Raw genomic sequence first — 18294 nt, 5'->3', positions numbered from 1 at the left:
CGAATCTTGCCCCAAGATTCGACCCAGATCCCTGATCCAGTGCGGTCGGCCTGACGCGAGCGCGGCCAGCGTCAGCGCTCACGCGAGGCGAGACGCGTACGCAGGCCGAGACGACGTAGTTCCAAGGCGGCCAGGCTGTCCATGGTGCCCGGGTCCCCGGCGCGCCACTGGCTGGCCGTGTCGTCGGGGAGGGTGGCGAGCCGACGAAGCGACGCACTCGTCAGGGCGCGCAACGCGAGCAGTTCGACACCGCCCCGACGGCGGCGCAGCCGGGTCGCCGCGCTGGCCGCCCGCACCCACCGCATCCGCAACGGCAGCCAGAGCGCCAGGGCCAGCAGGATGGGGATGCCGCCGATCGCCCAGCCCAGGATCAGGGCGAGGTCGTGGACGACGTCCTGCTGGCTTTGGCCGGCTTCGGCCAGCGACTTGGCCGCCTCGGCCGCCTTGCCGAACGGGACGCCGAGCTTGTCCCCGACCAGCGGGATGCCGTCCGCTTTGGACTGTGCGTCGGCCAGATTGTCGGCCAGGCCGTTGCCTGCGTCCTCGATCTTGCGGCCGGGCGTGGCCAGCTCCATGATCAGCTCGAACACCCGGTGGCCCAGCCAGATCCAGGCGGCGGTCCAGGCCGCCACGAAGACGTCGGCGAAGAGCTGGCGGGCGAACCGGAAGGGCTTTTCCGCGTAGAGCTTCGGCATACGTCCATAGTGCCCATTCCTGTCGATGAATAGGCCTTGCCGCGCGAGGTTGCTAGGCCGTCAAGGTCGCCGAGATCCCGTCGAGGAGATACCCGAGTCCGACGTCGAAGCTGGAGCTGGCGGTCGGGTCGAAGTCGGGTGCCGCCGCCATCAGCCGGGCGAACTGGGGGAACTCCTCGATCCGGCCGGACGCGACGATGTCTTCCGGGTCGACGGTCGGTCCGAGGCCGCCGGGCGCGGACAGCTGCGAAGCCCCCCGCACGTACGCGTTGACGGCGAAGACCATGTCGAGGATCTGATGGTCGGGCGCCCCGGCGGCGGCGAGGATGCCGAGCGCCGCCTCACCCCAGGCGACCTCGTTCGGGCCGATCTCGCGGGGCTGGCCGATGATCCCGATCGACCACGGGTGCCGGTGGAACACGTCCCGAGTCCCGTGTGCCCACAGCCGCAATCCGTCTCGCCACTCGCCGTCGCGCAGTACGGCCGGGGGAGCGCCGATGACGCTGTCGAGCATCAGGGCGACGAGTTCGTCCTTGCCGGGCAGGTACCGGTAGAGCGACATCGTCCCCGCCCCGAGCCGGGTGGCCAGCGTCTTCATCGAGACCGCGGCCAGCCCTTCCGCGTCCGCCAGGCTGATCGCCTCGGCGACGATGCGCTCCAGGCTCAGCGCGGGCTTCGGTCCCCGCGCCGCCGACGGCCGACCGGTCCACAGCAGACTCACCACTTGCCACCCTTCTGCGTATGGCATACGCTTTTCTGCGTACGTCGCACGCAGTCACCCTAACAGAGGAGTCGCTATGAAGCGCCCCTGGATCGGTCCCCTCGCCTTCATCGTCCTGGTGTTCCTTGCCTTCTCGTTGCCGCCCTACCTCAGCTTCACTCCCGAGGACTCCCGGCTGCCGCTGGATCCGCGGTACCCGTGGCACTTTCCGCTGCTGGTCGGTCACATCTTGTTCGGCACCGTCGCCCTGATCGCGTGCTCGATGCAGATCTGGCCGTGGCTGCGGCAGAAGCGGCCGGCGCTGCATCGCTGGACCGGCCGGGTGTACGTGCTCGGCGGGGTGCTGCCGGCGGGCATCCTGGGGATCTTCGTCGGCGCGCTCGCCGTCACGCCGGGGTTCTCCGGCAAGGCCGGGAACGTCACGCTGGCGATCGTCTGGCTGTTCGTCACCTATCGCGGCTTCCGCGCCGCCCGCGCCGCCCGGTACGCCGAACACCGCCGCTGGATGATCCGCAGCTTCGCGCTCTGCACCTCGATCGTCGTCAATCGTTTGTGGACGGTCCTGCTCGTCGTGGCGTTGTCCCCGATGCTGGACAGCGAGTTCGGCGGCGATCAGGACGCGCTGATCAAGCAGGCCGTCGAGGCCGGGATCTGGCTGAGCTGGATCGTCAACCTGCTGATCGCCGAGTGGTGGATCGAGCGTTCCCGGACGCCCAAGGGCCGCCGGCCGGTCAAGGCCCCGGCGCCGGAGGCCGCCTCAGCGTGACGTGGCGCAGGCCGAGCACGTGCCGAACAGCTCCAGCGTGTGACTGACGTCGGAGTAGCCGTGCTCGGCCGCCACCTTGGACGTCCAGCTCTCCACCGCCGGTCCCTCCACCTCCACAGTCGCCCCGCACGACCGGCAGACCAGGTGGTGGTGATGGGTGTCGCTGCACCGCCGGTAAAGGTGCTCGCCGCCGGGCGGGCGCATGACGTCGATCTCCTCGGCGTCGGCGAGCGCCTGCAGCGTCCGGTAGACCGTGGTCAGCCCGATCGCGTCGCCGCGGTCGCGCAGCATCGAATGCAGTTCTTGGGCGCTGTGAAACCCGTCGACCTCGCCGAGCAGAGCGGCGACGGCGGTGCGCTGACGGGTGTTACGCGGAGCGGTCATCAGCGATCCACTTTCAGGAGCACGTCGGGTGGGTCGCAGGCCGGATGGCCGGCCGGGATCGACCGTCGCCGCCAGGCCCGCAGGCCCGCCGATCCTACCGCCACGACCAGGAACAACGCGATCGCGAAGAGGACGACCGTCGCCCCGACGGCGGTGTTCGACGGCCCGGCGATGACCACGCCGAGGACCGCGCTGGTCAGGCCCAGCGCCATCGACAACGCCATCGTGCTGCGGAAGCCCCGGGTGACCAGCTGCGCGGTCGCCACCGGCACGACCATCAGCGCGCTCACGAGCAACAGGCCGATCGAGCGCATGGCCGTGGTCACGGTCACGGCAGTGGTCACCGCGACGATCACATTGAGGGTACGCACGGGCAGGCCGGCGACTTTGGCGTACTCCTCGTCCTGGCAGACCGCGAACAACCAGGGGCGCAACCCGATCGAGACGATCAGGACGGCCACCCCGAGCACGACGATCGTCACCATGTCGGAGTTCCGGATGGTCAACGGCGAGCCGAAGAGGAACGCGTTGAGGCCCTGACTCGCGCCGCTGAGTCCGATCAGGAAGACGCCGCCGGAGATGCCGCCGTAGAAGAGGATGGCCAGCGCGATGTCGCCCGAGGTCTTGCTGCGCTCGCGGATGATCTCGACCGCGACCGCGCCGATGATCGCCACGACCGTCGCGACCAGCACCGGCGACTTGTGCATCAGTACGCCGATCCCGACGCCGGTCAGCGCCACGTGGCCGATGCCGTCGCCGATCAGCGACAGCCGCCGCTGCACGAGATAGACGCCGAGAGCCGGCGCGGTGAGCCCGGTGATCGCGGTGCCCAGCAGTGCGTACTGCATGAATTGATAAGCGAAGATGCTCATGCTGTCACGGTCCAAAGCGCGCTCATGGGGCTTCCCAGAGGCTCGGCGAGGTTTGCGGCGCGTGCGGGTGCACGTGATCGTGCTCCGGATGGGCGTGGTGCTCGGCCGGTTCGGGCACCGGCCCGTCGTGCGCCACGAGCCCGTCGTGCAGGACCACTGCCCGGTCGATCAGCGGCGCCAGCGGACCGAGTTCGTGCGCGACCAGCGCCACCGAGCCGCCCTTGGCCACGAAGTCGCTCAGCGCCCCGGCGAAGGTCTCCTGGCTGGCCGCGTCCACCCCGGCGGTCGGTTCATCGAGGATCAGCAGCTCCGGCTCACCGGCCAGCGCGCGGGCGATCAGCGTACGCTGCTGCTGACCGCCGGACAGGGTCGCCACCGGATCGCGTACCCGATCGGCGAGACCGACCGCCTCGATGGCCGCCGTCACCGCCACCTTGTCCGAAGCGGAGGCCGGGCGCCACCCCCGGCGGGCGAGCCGACCGGCCGCCACGACCTCGCCGACCGTCGCCGGTACGCCGCCGCCGGCCCCGAGCCGTTGCGGGACGTAGCCGATCCGGGGCCACTGGCGGAACCGGCGCAGCGGCGTGCCGAAGAGGAGGACCTCGCCGGCGGCCAGCGGCACCAGCCCGAGGGCCGCCTTGATCAGCGTGGACTTGCCCGACCCGTTGGCGCCCAGCAGGGCGACGACCTCACCGCTGTGCACGGTCAGCTCGACGCCGCGCAGGACCGGGCGATCGCTGTACGCGACCACCCCGCGCCGGACTTGCAGGACCTCCGTCACGAACACCCCAGTGCGCTCTGCAACGCCGTCAAGTTCTGCCGCATCACCGAGAGGTAGTCGCCGGTGGATCCGGCGGGCAGCCCCTCGAGCGGGTCGAGGACCGCTGTCTTCGCCCCGACCTCTTTCGCGATCGTCTCAGAGATCTTCGGGCTCACCAGCGTCTCGGAGAAGATCGTAGTCGCGCCGTACTTCTTGGCCTCGGCCGCGATGTCCGCGAGCGACTGCGCGGTGGGCTCCTGCTCGGGGTCCAGCCCGGTCAGCGCGATCTGCGTGAGGTGGTAGCGGTCGGCGAGGTAGCCGAAGGCGGCGTGGCTGGTGAAGATCTCCTTGCGCTGACAGGTCTTCAGGCCGGTCGCGAACTCCATGTCCAGTTCGGCCAGGTCGGCCGCGAGCTTCGCCGCGTTGTCGGCGAACTGCGCCTGGTGGGCCGGGTCGGCGGCGGTGAACTTGGCCGCGACGGTGGCGGCGATGGTCGACAGCCGGGTCGGGTCCAGCCAGACGTGCGGATCCTTGCCCTGGAGTTCCGGCGTCTCGGCGGCCTCCTCGCCGGCCGCGGTCAGCGTGGGGACGAGTGTGAGCACGTCGATCGCCTTGTCCTTGGCCTGCGCGTCGATGGCCTTGTCGACCTCGGGCTGGAAGCCCTTCAGGTAGAGGACGACCTTCGCCTCGGCGATCTGCATGAGCTGCTTGGGGCTCAGCTCGAGGTCGTGGGGCTCCGCGCCGGGCGCGGTCAGGTTGGTCACCTGGACGGCGTCGCCACCGATGCGCTGGGCGACGAACTGCAGGGGGTAGAAGGCGGCGACCACGGGCAGCTTGCCGTCGGCGCTCGCGCCGTCCTGCCCGCATGCGGCCAGGCCCCCGGCGAGCAGCACGCCCGCCGTCGCGACCGAGAGGAGGTGGCGAAGTCTCATGGTCACCACTCTCCTCTAGATGAGAATGATTGTCAAAAGCGTTTTCATGTTGTGACCCATTACGCTGTACAACCGGAGGAGGACGATCAGGATGCTGGTCTTCAACAGGTTCGTGGTCAGCCCCGAGTCCGGGGACGGCGTCGAGGCCTTCGTCGAGCGCGCCCACGCGGCGCTGGCGGCGCTGGCGGCCCGGCCCGGTTATCTGCGGGGGGAGCTGACGCGGTCGCTGGACGAACCCGCGTCCTGGTGCCTGGTCACGGAATGGGCCAACGTCGGGGCGTACCGGCGGGCCTTGGGCGCCTTCGAGGTGAAGATGACCGCCACGCCGCTGCTGGCCGAGTCGCTGTACGAGCCCGTCGCGTACGAGTCGCTCGCGAGCGCGCCGCCCGGCGGCCCCGTCGAGCCGCGGACTAGCGACCGGGTTGTATAGAGTCGGTGACCGTGACGCAGCCCACGCTTGAGGGCGTCCCGCCCGGCCCCGGCGCCCGGCCGCCCTTCGTCGCGGCCCCGACCGAGGGATCGTCCACGCGCCTCTGGTGGGGACTCGGCACCGGGGCGGTGGCCCTGCTGCTGTTCTGCGGTGGCGGCATCGCCCTGCTGGTCGGGCTCGCCATCACCGGCGTACGCGCGGTGGAGGATCAGGCGAACCAGACGGTCACCCGCTATCTCTCCGCCTTGGAGCGCGGCAAACCCGCCGAGGCGTACGACCTGGTCTGCGCGGAGATGCGCAAGCACTATGACGTCGACGAGTTCGCGGCGCTGGAGCGGAACGTCACCACGAGCACCGGATACACCGTCGGTGAGGTGGATCTCAACACCCTCCAGGTGCCCGTCACCCTGGAGTACGCGTCCGGTCCGGACCGGAATGTGACGTACCAGCTGGCCCAGGACAGCTCGACCGGACGTATCGAGGTCTGCGGCACGGCCTGACCCTCGGGCACGCGTCCGCGGCGCTCCAGTAGCGTTAATCGGGTGCCGGTCGCCGGACCGGCCCATATGGTCGTCTGGGTAGGGCCCAGCGGCATCCCGCCGACATCCAGCCGGCGGCAGCCTCCATGGAAGGAGCTATCTCTATGCCTGCGGATCGCATCGACAAGGTCGTCAATCTCGCCAAGAAGCGAGGATTCGTCTTCCCGTCCAGCGAGATCTACGGCGGCACCCGATCGGCCTGGGACTACGGTCCGCTGGGCATCGAGCTGAAGGAGAACGTCCGCCGCCAGTGGTGGCGCTCGATGGTTCAGCTCCGCGACGACATCGTCGGCCTCGACTCGGCCGTGATCCTGGCCCGCCAGGTCTGGGAGGCGTCCGGCCACGTCCGGGAGTTCACCGACCCGCTGACCGAGTGCACCAAGTGCCACAAGCGGTTCCGGGCCGACCACCTCGAAGAGGCCTTCCTCGCGAAGAAGCCGGACGCGGTCTTCGACCTGGCCGAGCTGAACTGCCCGAACTGCGGCAACAAGGGCACCTTCACCGAGCCGCGGATGTTCAACGGCATGATGAAGACCTACCTCGGCGCCGTCGACAGCGAAGAGGGCCTGCACTACCTGCGCCCCGAGACCGCCCAGGGCATCTTCGTGAACTACAACAACGTCTCGAACTCGGCCCGCAAGAAGCCGCCGTTCGGCATCGCCCAGGTCGGCAAGAGCTTCCGCAACGAGATCACCCCGGGCAACTTCATCTTCCGGACCCGTGAGTTCGAGCAGATGGAGATGGAGTACTTCGTCGAGCCGGGCACCGACGAGAAGTGGCTCGAGTACTGGCTCGAAGAGCGCTGGAACTGGTACATCAGCCTCGGCATCAACCCCGAGAACCTGCGCTTCTTCGAACACCCCAAGGAGAAGCTCTCCCACTACGCCAAGCGTACGGTCGACATCGAGTACCGCTTCCAGTTCGGCGGCACCGAGTTCTCCGAGCTGGAGGGCATCGCCAACCGGACCGACTTCGACCTCTCGACGCACTCGCGGGAGTCCGGCGTCGACCTGTCCTACTTCGACCAGGACAAGGGCGAGCGCTGGTTCCCGTACGTCATCGAGCCGGCGGCCGGCCTCACCCGTGCGGTGCTGGCGTTCCTGCTCGACGCGTACGACGAGGACGAGGCGCCCAACACCAAGGGCGGCGTCGACGTGCGTACCGTGATGCGCTTCGACAAGCGCCTGGCGCCGGTCAAGGTGGCGGTGCTGCCGCTGTCGCGGAACGAGAAGCTGTCGCCGAAGGCCCGGGAACTGGCCGCCACGCTCCGGCAGCGCTGGACCGTCGACTTCGACGACGCCCAGGCGATCGGCCGCCGCTACCGTCGCCAGGACGAGATCGGTACGCCGTACTGCGTCACCGTCGATTTCGACACGCTCGAGGACAACGCCGTCACGGTTCGCGACCGCGACACGATGACCCAGGAGCGCGTGGGTCTCGACCGGGTCGAGTCCTACCTGATCGAGCGCCTGCCCGGCTGCTAGGTCCGCCGCTCATCGCGCCTCAGCGCCCCGTCGCCTTCCCGGCGGCGGGGCGCTGCGCTTCGCCGGTCGTCCCATGATCGTGCGGCGCGGCCGGAAATCGAGGTGAGAGCGGGCGAGGGCAGCGGATACCCTGGCGGGTGACATGAGCACACCCGAGGAGAGCCGGCCCGAGCGCCCGACGCAGCGCCCCGCAGACGGACAGACGCCGCGAAAAGCCGCCAATCGCCGCCGCAGGCCGCGCCGACCCGAGACCCGGTCAGCCCGACCGGAAGCCGCCCCCGAGGGCAGCCCGGAAACCGCTGGCGAGGGCCGCCCCGAAGCCGCCGACAAAGGCCGCCCGGGGACCCGTGAGGGTCGCCCGGAAAAGCGGGCAAGCCGGGAGCGTAGGCCGGAACGGCGGGAGCGCCGAGGGCGCACGCCCGAGCAGCTCCAGCGGCGGCGCGAGAGCGTACCGGTCATCCGGTATCCCGAGGAACTGCCGGTCAGCCAGCGGAAAGACGAGATCCTGGCGGCCATCCGCGATCACCAGGTGGTGATCGTCGCGGGGGAGACGGGGTCGGGTAAGACGACGCAGCTGCCCAAGATCTGCCTGGAGTTGGGCCGGGGCGTCGACGGCATGATCGGGCACACCCAGCCTCGGCGGCTCGCGGCGCGTACGGTGGCCGACCGGATCGCCGAGGAACTCGGGGTCGAGCTGGGCCAGCAGGTCGGCTTCCAGGTCCGGTTCGGCAGCAGCGTCGGCGAGCAGACCCTGGTCAAGCTCATGACCGACGGCATCCTGCTGGCCGAGTTGGCCCACGACCGGCGGCTCACGGCGTACGACACGCTCATCATCGACGAGGCGCACGAGCGCAGCCTCAACATCGACTTCATCCTCGGCTACCTCAAGCAGCTGCTGCCCAGCCGGCCCGACCTGAAGGTGATCATCACCTCGGCGACCATCGAGACGGAGCGGTTCGCTCAGCATTTCGCGGACGCCGACGGCAAGCCCGCCCCGATCATCGAGGTCTCCGGGCGGACCTATCCGGTCGAAATGCGCTATCGCCCGCTCGTCGTGGAGGGTGATGAGCCGGGGAGTGCTCGCGCGAGCCGCCAGGAGTTCGGTCAGCAGGACACCGACGAGGTCCGCGACCAGGTCACCGCGATCTCGGACGCGGTCGACGAGCTGGCCGCCGAGGGCCCCGGCGACATCCTGGTCTTCCTCTCGGGCGAGCGCGAGATCCGCGACACCGCCGACGCCCTGACGCGCCGCCAGCTCCGCTTCACCGAGATCATCCCCTTGTACGCCAGACTCTCCACCGCTGAGCAGCATCGTGTCTTCTCGCCGCATACGGGGCGGCGGATCGTGCTCGCCACGAACGTCGCGGAGACGTCGCTGACGGTGCCCGGCATCAAATACGTCATCGACCCCGGCACCGCCCGGATCTCCCGGTACAGCCAGCGCCTGAAGGTGCAGCGGCTGCCGATCGAGCCGGTGTCGCAGGCCAGCGCCAACCAGCGGGCCGGCCGATGTGGCCGGACGAGTGACGGCATCGCCGTCCGGCTCTACTCCGAGGAGGAGTATCAGTCGCGGCCGGAGTTCACCGATCCGGAGATCCTGCGGACCAACCTCGCCTCGGTCATCCTGCAGATGGTGGCGTTGCGGCTGGGTGAGGTCGAGGACTTCCCGTTCATCGATCCGCCGGACCGGCGCAACATCCGCGACGGCTACGACCTGCTGCACGAGCTGGGCGCGTTGACCGCCGAGGGCACGCTGACCCCGGTGGGGCGGCGGCTGGCCCGCATCCCGGCCGATCCCCGCCTGGGCCGGATGATCCTGGCGGCCGAGCGTACGGGCTGTCTGCGCGAGGTGCTCGTGATCGCTGCGGCTCTGTCTATTCAGGACCCTCGTGAACGCCCGCAGGACAAGCAGCAGCAGGCGAGTCAGTCCCACGCCCGGTTCGCCGACAAGGAGTCGGACTTCCTCGCGTACCTCAATCTCTGGAACTATCTGCACGAGCAGCAGCAGGAGCTGTCCGGTAATCAGTTCCGCCGGCTCTGCAAATCCGAGTACCTGCACTACCTCCGCGTACGCGAATGGCAAGACCTGTTCGGGCAGCTGCGCCGGGCGGTGGGGGACAACGGCGACCAGCGCGTGGCGGTGAGCGCGGCGCCCGACCCGGACAAGTCGATCGACGGCGACGCGATCCACCAGGCGTTGCTGGCCGGGCTGCTGAGCCACATCGGTCTCTACGAGCAGGAGAAGCGCGAGTACGCCGGAGCCCGCGGCGCGAAGTTCGCGATCTTCCCGGGATCGGTGCTCTTCAAGCGGTCGCCGCGCTTCGTGATGGCGGCCGAACTCGTGGAGACGACGCGACTGTGGGCGCGGACGGTCGCCAAGATCGAGCCGGAGTGGGTCGAGCAGCTGGCCGGCCATCTGGTCAAACGGTCCTACAGCGAGCCGCACTGGTCGCGGAAGGCCGCCGCCGTCCTCGCCTACGAGCGGGTCACCCTGTACGGCGTACCGCTGGTGGTGCAGCGCCGGGTGAACTTCGGGCAGATCGACGCGCCGCTGTCGCGGGAGCTGTTCATCCGGCACGCCCTGGTCGAGGGCGACTGGGACACCCGGCACGAGTTCTTCGCGAAGAACAAGGAGCTGCTGGGCGAGGTCGAGGAGCTGGAGAGCCGGGCCCGGCGTCGGGACATCCTGGTCGACGACCAGACGCTGTTCGACTTCTACGACGGCCGGATTCCGGCCGACGTGGTGTCGGGGCGGCATTTCGACAGCTGGTGGAAGACCGTCCGGCGCCAGCAGCCCGACCTGCTCACCTTCGACCTCGACATGCTGGTCAACGCCGGAGCCGGCGGGGTCGCCGAGGCGGACTTCCCGGATGGGTGGCGTACCGGGGAGCACGAGTTCCCGCTGACCTATCAGTTCGAGCCGGGCGCCGCCGCCGACGGCGTGACCGTCCACATTCCTCTTCCCGCCCTCGCCGGGCTGACCACCGAAGGCTTCGACTGGCAGATCCCCGGGCTGCGGGAAGAACTCGTGACCGCGTTGCTGCGCGGGCTGCCCAAGGTGCTGCGGCGGCACTTCGTGCCCGTCCCGGATCACGCCAAGTACGCCCTGACGCAGCTCAAGCCGTACGACGGAACCCTGCTGGAGGCCCTCGGGCGGCATCTGCATCGGCTGGCCGCCGTCGAGATCCCGTACGACGCCTGGGATCTGTCGCGTGTCCCGGACTACCTGCGGATGACCTTCTCCGTCGAGGACGACGGCAAGGTGCTCGCGACCGGCAAGGATCTGGCCGCCCTCCAGGAACAGCTGCGGCCGAAGACCAAGGAGGTCTTCCACGAGGCCGTATCCGATGTGGAGCAATCCGGGCTCCGGGACTTCCCTTCGGCGGAGATCCCCCACTCGGTCGAGCGCAAACGCATGGGCTACACGGTCACGGCGTACCCGGCGTTGCACGACGAGGGCGACTCGGTCGGCGTACGCCTCTATGAGAGCGAGGCCGAGCAGCAGAAGGCGATGTGGCGGGGCACCCGCCGGCTGCTGATGCTGAACCTGCCGTTCTCGCCGGTCCGTTACCTGTCGAGCCGGTTGGACAACTCCGCCAAGCTGGCGCTGAGCCGGGGTCCGCACGGCAGTGTCGCAGCGCTCCTCGACGACTGCGTCGCCTGTGCCGTCGACCGGGTCATCGCGGAGAGCGGCGGCCCGGCCTGGGACCCGTCCGCGTACGCGAAACTGTCGACCACCGTCCGCGAGCGCCTGTTCGACGCGTTCGAGGAGGTCGTCTCCAAAGTGGAGTTGATCCTCAAGGCGTCGTACGAGATCGAGCGGCGGTTGAAGGCGGTGTCCAACATCGCGTACGTGGCGGCGGTCAACGACATCCGCAAGCAGCTCAGCGGGCTGATCCGGCCCGGCTTCGTGGCCGAGACGGGCTGGTGGCTGCTGCCGCACCTGCAGCGCTATCTCAAGGCGATCGAGATCCGGTTGGAGAAGCTGCCCGGCAACATCCAGCGCGACCGTTCCCACACGGATCTGATCCACGAGATCCAGCAGGAGTACGCCGACGTCGTCGCCCAGCTTCCGCCCGCCCGCCGGGCGGCCGACGCCGTCACCCAGATCCCCTGGATGATCGAGGAGCTGCGGGTCAGCTACTTCGCGCAGAGCATGGGGACGGCGTACCCGATCTCCGACGTGCGGATCTTCCGCGCGATCGACGCCCTCTGACGCGGACGCCGCTAGCGGAATCGGGTGGGGGAGAAGAGCGCGAGGTCGTAGGGCGGCACGGCGTCCGTCGCGAGATCGGCCAGGATCTCACCGACGACGGGCACGAATTTGAAGCCGTGCCCGGAGAATCCGGCGGCGACGGTCACCCGGTCGGAGACCGGTCCGATGACGAAGTTCTCGTCGGGCGTCAGCGTGTAGAGGCATTGCTTGCCCCCGGCGTACGCGGCGTCGGCGAGACCGGGGAGACGCGGGCGCAGCCAATCGCGTACCGGCAGCTCCTCGTCGGGACGCGGCGGCTCGGCGCCGGCGTCCGCGTCGACCACCTCGGGCTTGGGCGGGGCGTGGAACGCGGCCTTGACCTGACCCTCGTACGCGGGCACCCCGTACGCCGTGAGCCCGCCGGCCTCCCAGATCCAGGCCGGGAACTCGGCGGGGGTGTAGCCGGGGCCGGGCCGCCAGAAGTGCTGGACCCGGCGTTCCACGCGGAGCGGCAGGTCGCCGAGGAGACCGGGCGCCCAGCCGCCGGGCGCGACGATCAGTCGCTCGGCTTCCAGCCGGCTGCCGTCGGCCAGCAGGACGGACACTCCGGCCGCTGTCTCGCTATATGAGACGGCGGCTGTGCCAAACCTCAGCGTCGCGCCCGCGCGCTCGGCGAGGCCGAGGATCGTCGAGATCGCGATCTCCGGCGTGAGGAATCCGGCGGCCGTGTCGAGCACGGCGACCTCGTCCTCGGCCGGGTGGAACTGCGGGAAGCGGCGGCGGATCGCGTCCGCGTCGAGCAGCTCGTACGCCAATCCGTGCTCGCGGGCGCTGGTCAGCGCCCCGCTCACGGTCGCGCTCTCGGGCCGGCCGAGGTTGAGCCCGCCGGTCGGCGTGACGAGGCGAATGCCGGTGGCCTGCTCTAGCTCGGCCCAGAGTCGGTAGGTCCGCCGGAGGAGCGGGACGTAGGCCGCGCCCTCGGCGTAGGTCATGCGGATGATCCGGGTGCCGCCCGCGTGCGCGCCGCGCTCGTGCGGTGGCGTGAAGCGGTCCACGCCGACGACGTCGACACCCCGTGCGGCCAGCGTGTACGCCGCCGCGGAGCCCATGCTGCCCAACCCGAGAACGATCACTTCCGGCATCGGGACACGATAACGCCGCCCAGCCCTGGGAGCGTTCCCATACTGTGACATCTGCATTGCTGGATTCGTGATCACATGATGCGCTTGCCGCACTGGGCTTCTCCCACGGCCCTGACGTCCCCGTGCTGATCACCTCCGAAGGGAGAACAAGGTGAAGATCAGACGCGCGACGGTGGGACACTCCATTGTGGTGGGACTGGTCGCGGCGGTCGTCGCCGCGCTCATTCCGGCCACAACCTGGGCACACGGTGCGCTGCTGACCCCCGGCAGCCGCACCTATCTGTGCTACAAGGACGGTCTCACTTCCACGGGCGAGATCAAACCGACCAACGCCGCCTGCCAGAACGCCCTCGCGGTCGGCGGCGCCCAGCCGTTCTACGACTGGTTCGGCGTACTGCGGTCCGACGGCGCCGGGCGCACCACCGGGTTCATCCCCGACGGCGCGCTCTGCAGCGGCGGCTTCACGAAGTACGCGGGCTTCGACGCCCCCCGCAACGACTGGCCGCTCACCCACCTGACCTCGGGCGCGGCCTTCAACTGGACGTACGCCGCCTGGGCCGCCCACCCCGGTTGGTTCTACCTGTACGTCACGAAGGACGGCTATGACCCGAACCAGGCGCTGACCTGGGCGGACATGGAGTCGACGCCATTCCTGTCGGTGGACCACCCGCCGCTCAACGGCTCCGCCCCGACGGGCAACTACTACTGGTCGGGCAACCTGCCGAACAAGACCGGGCGGCACATCATCTACTCGGTCTGGAAGCGGTCGGACAGCACCGAGACCTTCTACGGCTGCTCCGACGTCGTCTTCGACGGCGGCAACGGCGAGGTCACCGGTATCGGCGGCGGCACCAACCCGTCGCCGTCGCCGTCGGTCACGACGAGTTCGTCGCCGAGCGCTTCGGCCTCCCCGAGTGCCAGCGCCAGCGTCAGCCCCACCTCGTCCACCCCGGCGCCCACTGGGGCCTGCACCGCCACCTATTCGATCGTGAACACCTGGGGCGGCGGCTTCCAGGGCGAGGTGGTGGTCAAGGCCGGCTCAGCGGCCCTGAGCGGCTGGACGGTGAAGTGGACCTTCGCCAACGGCCAGACCATCAGTCAACTGTGGAACGGCACGCTGACCGCGTCCGGGTCCAGCATCACGGTCAAACCGGTGAGTTGGAACTCCTCGGTGCCGGCCGGCGGATCGGTCAGCGTGGGCTTCCTCGCCACGCAGACCGGCACGAACGCCGTACCGACCGTCACCTGCACCAGCCCGTGACGGCTGGGCTGAGCTAGCGGCAGATCAGGGTTCCAGGTCGAATCATGACCGAAGATTCGACCTGGAACCCTGATCCAGCGCCCAAAGCGGCGACCGGCGAGGCGGCCGGCGCCCAAAGCGGCGGCCGGTGGGGAGATCGGCTCGTCAGAGGGCGGAGCGGACGGCGTCGGCGAGCGGGGTCGTCGGCCGGCCGAGGAGCCGGGCGAGGTCGCCGCTGTCGGAGACGAGTTCGCCGCGCGCGATGCCGAGGTCGGCGTCGGCCAGGGCGGCGGCGTACCCGGCGTCGAGCCCGAAGCCGGTCAGCGCCTCGGCGTACGCGTCGGCCGGCAGATCGGCGTAGGCGACCGGCTGCCCGGACACCGCGGCCAGCTCAGCGGCGTACTCGGCCATCGTGAACGGCTCGTCGGCGGCGAGCTCGTAGACCTGTCCGGCGTGCCCGTCCGTGGTGAGGACGGCAGCGGCCGCGGCGGCGTAGTCGGCCCGCGGCACCGCGCCGACCCGGCCCGTTCCGGTGCTGCCCAGCACGGTCCCGGCGGCGATGGCGGCGGCGGCCGAGCCGGTGTAGTTCTCGGTGTACCAGCCGTTGCGCAGGAGCGCGTACGCCAGACCGGAGCCGGCCAGGTAGGCCTCGGTCTCCTTGTGCTCCGTGGCCAGCGCGACGCCGGTCGTGTCGGCGTTCAGGATGCTGGTGTACGCCAGGAACGGCACGCCCGCGGCGACGGCGGCGTCGACGGCGTTCTTGTGCTGCGGCACCCGCTGGCCGACCTCGGAGGCCGAGATCAGCAGGACCTTCTGCGCTCCGGCGAACGCGTCCTTGAGCGACTGCGGGTCGTCGTAGTCGGCCCGGCGTACCTCGACGCCCTGGGCGGCCAGGTCGGCGGCCTTCTCGGGGGTGCGGACGGCGGCGACGATCTGCCCCGCGGGTACGCCCCGCGCCAGCAGGTCTGCGACGACGAGGCGGCCGAGCTGCCCGGTGGCTCCGGTGACGACGATCATGATGCGTTCTCCCTGGTCGAGATGAGTGAAGCTCGCCAGCAATACTGCACTAACTTTTCGAAAGTGCCAACCGATGGTGAGCGCCGACATAGCGGATAGTGCTGCATGAGCGCGTACCGTGGAGGCATGACCGAGCGCATCCCCGAGATCGAGCCGAGCGACGAGCTGATCGCCGACGTGTTCGCCCGTGGCTGCGACTCCCGCAACGCGCTGGAGGACATCGCCGGCAAGTGGGGCATCCTCGCGTTGGTCGCGCTCGACGAGGGCGCGTACCGGTTCAACGCGCTCCGTCGCCGGGTCGACGGGGTGAGCGAGAAGATGCTGGCCCAGACCCTTCAGACGCTCGAACGCGACGGCATGGTCAGCCGCGACGTGCAGGCCACCATCCCGCCCCGCGTCGAATACAGCCTCACGACGCTCGGCAAGCAGGTCGCCGACCGGTTGCGCGGCCTCATCGACCTCCTCGAAGGCCACCTGCCGACAGTCCTCGCCGCGCAGGCCGCGTACGACGCGAAGAAGCAAGGGTGACCGCGACCCGGCTCACCGAGGTGCCGCTGCTCCCGGAGATCCAGCTCTACCAGGCCGCCGAGCAGACCGGCCTCTTCGACGGCGGCTACTCCAGCGACCGCCCGCCGCCGTTCTGGGCGTTCGCCTGGCCCGGCGGCGTCGCCCTGGCCCGCCACCTGCTCGACCAGCCCCAGACCGTGCGCGGCCGCCGGGTGGTCGACCTCGGCTCCGGTTCCGGGGTGGTCGCGATCGCGGCCTGGCTCGCCCAAGCCCAAGGGGTACGCGCGGTGGACACCGACCCGGCCGCGGTGACTGCCATCGAGCGCAACGCCGTCGCCAACGGAGCCCAGGTCGAGGCGATTCTCGGCGCGGCGGACCCGATGCGGATCGGCGACGCCGAAGTGGTCCTCGTCGGCGACGCCTTCTACACCGCGTCCGTCGGGGCGGCCATGACGAAGCTGCTCACCGCGACCGCTCGCCGAGGCGTCGAGGTGCTCGTCGGCGACCCCGGCCGCGGTTTCCTGCCCCGTCGTCTGCTGACCGAGGTCGGCCGCTACGACGTCCCGGTACGCCGGGCGCTGGAGGACACCGGCGTCAAGCCGACCACGATCTGGCGCTTCACCTAGGCGGTTCCCAGACGGCGGAGTCGTGGGCGAACAGCACCCGCTTCGGGTCGAACTCCAGCAACCGTTCCAGCCACGGGCTGTGCGGCGCGGCGCCGACGGCGTACGCGAGGTGGTCGTGGGAGAACTCCGAGGCGAAGTCGTGCGCCTGCCCGGCCAGCACGACCGTGCCGTCGGCCAGGCGTACGACGAGGGATTGGTGGCCGTCGGTGTGCCCGGGGGTCGGAATGATCCACACGCCCGGCCAGATCTCGGTCTCGCCGTCCAGGTCCTCGTAGCGGGCGCCGGTGAAGTCGACCAACTCGGGCAGGGTGTACTCGGTGGTGCGCGCGGTGGTCAGCTCGGTCCGCTGGGCCAGGATCGGCGTACCGGGGAACAGCGGGTTGCCGCCGCAGTGGTCGAAGTGCAGGTGGCAGTTGACCACGAGGGAGACCTCGCCGAGGTCCACGCCCGCGTCCGTCAGCGCCGTCCGCAGATCGCGCCGATGCGGCTGGTAGTGCTCGTCGACCTCCGGATGCGAGCCGATGCCGGTGTCGAACAGCAGCACGCCCTCCGGGCGGCGCACCACGTACGCCAGGATGGACTCCACCCGGGGATGCTCGGTGCCGGCTTCGGACGCGGGCCGGATGATGTGTCCGAGGTCGAGCCGTCGCAGCATTCGCGCACCCCTTAGGTTTGGAGCCGTGTCCGACCTTCGCTTCGAATCCGTCGAGTCTGCAGCAGTGCTGCTCGACTGGCAGCACGTCCACAACCTGATCATCCCCACCGACCCGCTGTCGGTCGAGGAGATCCGGGTACGCGCTCAGCGGAACCAGCTCGCCGTGGCGTACTCGGGCGACCTCCTCGTCGGCAACTACACCGTCCGGCCGCCGGCCGACGACCCGACCGCGGCGACCGTGATCGCCCGCGTCCTGCCCGAGCAGCGGCGGCAGGGCTACGGCGAGCTGATCTATCGGCACGCCCTCGCCGTCGCCGCCGACCTGGGGGCGACCGCCGTCGAGACGGTCGTCCTGGAGTCCAATGCGGACGGACTGCGGTTCGCGCTGCGGCACGGCTTCGCCGAGATCGACCGCTACGTCCTCGACGGGGCCACGATCGCGTTCGTGGACCTGCGGCGGGAGAGCCTCACCGGCTGAGCCCCCGCAGCTTGTCCGGGTTCACCTGCATGCGTACACCGGTGATCCGGCCGTCGGCGAAGTCGAAGCAGACGGCGCCCACCGGCTGCCCGGCCACCGTTCCGAGGATGCCCAGCTCCCCGTTGATCTGGACGAGTTCCAGCTCGGCGCCCTGCGACTCCGGCTTGGCGAAGACGCCGAGGAGCCAGCGCGCGACACCGTCGGCGCCCAGCAGCGGACGGCGGGCCGCGGTGACCTTGCCGCCGCCGTCGGACCAGCAGACGACGTCGGGGGCCAGCAGTTCCATCATCGCGTTCAGGTCGCCCCCGACACAGGCCTGCCGGAACCGGTCCACTGCTTGATCGCGTACCCCTTGGTCGACGTCGAAGCGCGGCCGGCGGGCCGCGACGTGCGCGCGAGCCCGAGTCGCGGTCTGGCGCACCGCGGGTTCGGACTTGTCGAGAATGGCCGCGATCTCGGCGTGGCTGTACCCGAAGACGTCGTGGAGCAGGAAGATCGCGCGCTCGCCGGGGCTGAGCGTCTCGAGGACGACGAGCATGGCCACCGAGATCGACTCGGCCATCTCCACCTCCTGCCCGGCGTCGGGGGTCGTGAGAACCGGCTCGGGCAGCCACGGCCCGACGTAGGTCTCGCGACGGGCGCGGGCGGAGGTGAGCTGGTTGAGGGAGAGGTTGGTGATCGTCTTGACCAGGTACGCACGCGGATTGGCGACCTGGCCGGCGTCCACCTCGCGACAGCGCAGCCAGGCCTCCTGCACGAGGTCCTCGGCATCGGCGACGCTCCCCGTCATCCGGTACGCGACGTCGAAGAGCAGCCGCCGATGCTCGGCGAAGACCTGGGTGTCGATCATG

19 protein-coding genes are annotated in these 18294 nt (G+C 70.0%); 9 read left to right on the top strand and 10 right to left on the bottom strand.

The window, feature by feature from the left end; all coding sequences use genetic code 11:
* Positions 1–71 precede the first annotated feature (71 nt).
* Both AB0M47_RS19005 and AB0M47_RS19000 read right to left on the bottom strand, forming a co-directional pair.
* On the bottom strand, positions 72–695 hold the full coding sequence (locus tag AB0M47_RS19005; RefSeq protein WP_363415066.1) for a hypothetical protein: 624 nt from the start codon (positions 693–695) through the stop codon (positions 72–74).
* A gap of 52 nt (positions 696–747) precedes the next feature.
* Positions 748–1416 carry a TetR/AcrR family transcriptional regulator gene (locus AB0M47_RS19000; protein ID WP_363415063.1) on the bottom strand — a complete coding sequence of 223 codons (669 nt, stop codon included), beginning with the start codon at positions 1414–1416 and terminating at the stop codon, positions 748–750.
* Positions 1417–1492: 76 nt separating this feature from the next.
* On the opposite strand from AB0M47_RS19000, the gene AB0M47_RS18995 reads away from it, so the two are divergent.
* On the top strand, positions 1493–2182 hold the full coding sequence (locus AB0M47_RS18995) for a DUF2306 domain-containing protein (RefSeq protein WP_363415060.1): 690 nt from the start codon (positions 1493–1495) through the stop codon (positions 2180–2182).
* Here AB0M47_RS18995 and AB0M47_RS18990 read toward each other — a convergent pair.
* From AB0M47_RS18990 to AB0M47_RS18975, 4 genes are read right to left on the bottom strand one after another with little or no spacing between them, the layout of a single operon-like run.
* Positions 2174–2566, bottom strand: coding sequence for a transcriptional repressor (locus AB0M47_RS18990; RefSeq protein ID WP_363415057.1), 393 nt, complete (start codon positions 2564–2566; stop codon positions 2174–2176). The genes AB0M47_RS18995 and AB0M47_RS18990 overlap by 9 nt on opposite strands.
* The gene (locus AB0M47_RS18985; RefSeq protein WP_363415054.1) at positions 2566–3438 is read right to left on the bottom strand and encodes a metal ABC transporter permease; all 873 of its coding nucleotides are present in this window, start codon (positions 3436–3438) and stop codon (positions 2566–2568) included. The genes AB0M47_RS18990 and AB0M47_RS18985 overlap by 1 nt, the downstream gene beginning before the upstream one ends.
* Before the next feature lie 22 nt (positions 3439–3460).
* Positions 3461–4219, bottom strand: a complete 759-nt coding sequence (locus AB0M47_RS18980; RefSeq protein WP_363415051.1) for an ABC transporter ATP-binding protein — start codon at positions 4217–4219, stop codon at positions 3461–3463.
* Entirely contained in the window at positions 4216–5130 is a 915-nt protein-coding gene (locus tag AB0M47_RS18975) for a metal ABC transporter substrate-binding protein (RefSeq protein ID WP_363415048.1), read from the bottom strand. The genes AB0M47_RS18980 and AB0M47_RS18975 overlap by 4 nt, the downstream gene beginning before the upstream one ends.
* Before the next feature lie 91 nt (positions 5131–5221).
* On the opposite strand from AB0M47_RS18975, the gene AB0M47_RS18970 reads away from it, so the two are divergent.
* The 4 genes from AB0M47_RS18970 to hrpA all read left to right on the top strand — a co-directional run bounded on the left by AB0M47_RS18970 (position 5222) and on the right by hrpA (position 11799).
* A complete protein-coding gene (locus AB0M47_RS18970) occupies positions 5222–5560 on the top strand; it encodes an antibiotic biosynthesis monooxygenase (RefSeq protein ID WP_360003086.1) in 339 nt (112 codons plus the stop codon).
* A gap of 11 nt (positions 5561–5571) precedes the next feature.
* A complete protein-coding gene (locus AB0M47_RS18965) occupies positions 5572–6060 on the top strand; it encodes a hypothetical protein (RefSeq protein ID WP_253761148.1) in 489 nt (162 codons plus the stop codon).
* A gap of 143 nt (positions 6061–6203) precedes the next feature.
* On the top strand, positions 6204–7583 hold the full coding sequence (locus AB0M47_RS18960; protein ID WP_363415044.1) for a glycine--tRNA ligase: 1380 nt from the start codon (positions 6204–6206) through the stop codon (positions 7581–7583).
* A gap of 142 nt (positions 7584–7725) precedes the next feature.
* Positions 7726–11799: an ATP-dependent RNA helicase HrpA gene (gene hrpA, locus AB0M47_RS18955; RefSeq protein ID WP_363415041.1), complete on the top strand. Its 4074-nt coding sequence runs from the start codon at positions 7726–7728 to the stop codon at positions 11797–11799.
* An 11-nt stretch (positions 11800–11810) separates the two neighbouring features.
* Here hrpA and solA read toward each other — a convergent pair whose 3' ends face one another.
* Positions 11811–12920 carry an N-methyl-L-tryptophan oxidase gene (gene solA / locus AB0M47_RS18950; protein ID WP_363415038.1) on the bottom strand — a complete coding sequence of 370 codons (1110 nt, stop codon included), beginning with the start codon at positions 12918–12920 and terminating at the stop codon, positions 11811–11813.
* 151 nt (positions 12921–13071) lie between these two features.
* Here solA and AB0M47_RS18945 point away from each other — a divergent pair, with 151 nt between their 5' ends.
* Positions 13072–14181 carry a lytic polysaccharide monooxygenase gene (locus AB0M47_RS18945; protein ID WP_363415035.1) on the top strand — a complete coding sequence of 370 codons (1110 nt, stop codon included), beginning with the start codon at positions 13072–13074 and terminating at the stop codon, positions 14179–14181.
* A 144-nt stretch (positions 14182–14325) separates the two neighbouring features.
* On the opposite strand, the gene AB0M47_RS18940 is transcribed toward AB0M47_RS18945, so the two are convergent.
* Positions 14326–15177, bottom strand: coding sequence for an NAD(P)H-binding protein (locus AB0M47_RS18940; RefSeq protein ID WP_363415032.1), 852 nt, complete (start codon positions 15175–15177; stop codon positions 14326–14328).
* 126 nt (positions 15178–15303) lie between these two features.
* On the opposite strand from AB0M47_RS18940, the gene AB0M47_RS18935 reads away from it, so the two are divergent.
* Complete coding sequence (locus AB0M47_RS18935; protein WP_363415029.1) at positions 15304–15705, top strand: helix-turn-helix domain-containing protein; 402 nt, start codon at positions 15304–15306, stop codon at positions 15703–15705.
* Complete coding sequence (locus AB0M47_RS18930; RefSeq protein WP_363415026.1) at positions 15702–16310, top strand: 50S ribosomal protein L11 methyltransferase; 609 nt, start codon at positions 15702–15704, stop codon at positions 16308–16310. The genes AB0M47_RS18935 and AB0M47_RS18930 overlap by 4 nt, the downstream gene beginning before the upstream one ends.
* Here AB0M47_RS18930 and AB0M47_RS18925 read toward each other — a convergent pair.
* Positions 16303–16965: an N-acyl homoserine lactonase family protein gene (locus AB0M47_RS18925; protein WP_363415024.1), complete on the bottom strand. Its 663-nt coding sequence runs from the start codon at positions 16963–16965 to the stop codon at positions 16303–16305. The two genes, AB0M47_RS18930 and AB0M47_RS18925, sit on opposite strands and share 8 nt — an antisense overlap.
* Positions 16966–16990: 25 nt before the next feature.
* Between AB0M47_RS18925 and AB0M47_RS18920 the strand changes: the two genes are divergently transcribed.
* Positions 16991–17443, top strand: a complete 453-nt coding sequence (locus AB0M47_RS18920; protein ID WP_363415021.1) for a GNAT family N-acetyltransferase — start codon at positions 16991–16993, stop codon at positions 17441–17443.
* On the opposite strand, the gene AB0M47_RS18915 is transcribed toward AB0M47_RS18920, so the two are convergent.
* The gene (locus AB0M47_RS18915) at positions 17433–18293 is read right to left on the bottom strand and encodes an RNA polymerase sigma-70 factor (protein WP_253761158.1); all 861 of its coding nucleotides are present in this window, start codon (positions 18291–18293) and stop codon (positions 17433–17435) included. The two genes, AB0M47_RS18920 and AB0M47_RS18915, sit on opposite strands and share 11 nt — an antisense overlap.
* Position 18294: the final 1 nt, after the last annotated feature.

The organism is Hamadaea sp. NPDC051192, assembly GCF_040682475.1.
Classification (GTDB): domain Bacteria; phylum Actinomycetota; class Actinomycetes; order Mycobacteriales; family Micromonosporaceae; genus Hamadaea; species Hamadaea flava.
This window is presented reverse-complemented; position numbering and strand designations above follow the sequence as displayed.

Excerpts from the sequence above, each read along its gene's own strand:
- AB0M47_RS18915 (WP_253761158.1), bottom strand. The coding sequence starts at position 18,293 with ATGATCGACACCCAGGTCTTCGCCGAGCATCGGCGGCTGCTCTTCGAC.
- AB0M47_RS18960 (WP_363415044.1), top strand. The coding sequence starts at position 6,204 with ATGCCTGCGGATCGCATCGACAAGGTCGTCAATCTCGCCAAGAAGCGA.
- AB0M47_RS18940 (WP_363415032.1), bottom strand. The coding sequence starts at position 15,177 with ATGATCGTCGTCACCGGAGCCACCGGGCAGCTCGGCCGCCTCGTCGTC.
- AB0M47_RS18935 (WP_363415029.1), top strand. The coding sequence starts at position 15,304 with ATGACCGAGCGCATCCCCGAGATCGAGCCGAGCGACGAGCTGATCGCC.
- AB0M47_RS18995 (WP_363415060.1), top strand. The coding sequence starts at position 1,493 with ATGAAGCGCCCCTGGATCGGTCCCCTCGCCTTCATCGTCCTGGTGTTC.
- solA (WP_363415038.1), bottom strand. The coding sequence starts at position 12,920 with ATGCCGGAAGTGATCGTTCTCGGGTTGGGCAGCATGGGCTCCGCGGCG.
- AB0M47_RS18970 (WP_360003086.1), top strand. The coding sequence starts at position 5,222 with ATGCTGGTCTTCAACAGGTTCGTGGTCAGCCCCGAGTCCGGGGACGGC.
- AB0M47_RS18985 (WP_363415054.1), bottom strand. The coding sequence starts at position 3,438 with ATGAGCATCTTCGCTTATCAATTCATGCAGTACGCACTGCTGGGCACC.
- AB0M47_RS19005 (WP_363415066.1), bottom strand. The coding sequence starts at position 695 with ATGCCGAAGCTCTACGCGGAAAAGCCCTTCCGGTTCGCCCGCCAGCTC.
- AB0M47_RS18925 (WP_363415024.1), bottom strand. The coding sequence starts at position 16,965 with ATGCTGCGACGGCTCGACCTCGGACACATCATCCGGCCCGCGTCCGAA.
- AB0M47_RS18990 (WP_363415057.1), bottom strand. The coding sequence starts at position 2,566 with ATGACCGCTCCGCGTAACACCCGTCAGCGCACCGCCGTCGCCGCTCTG.
- hrpA (WP_363415041.1), top strand. The coding sequence starts at position 7,726 with ATGAGCACACCCGAGGAGAGCCGGCCCGAGCGCCCGACGCAGCGCCCC.
- AB0M47_RS18975 (WP_363415048.1), bottom strand. The coding sequence starts at position 5,130 with ATGAGACTTCGCCACCTCCTCTCGGTCGCGACGGCGGGCGTGCTGCTC.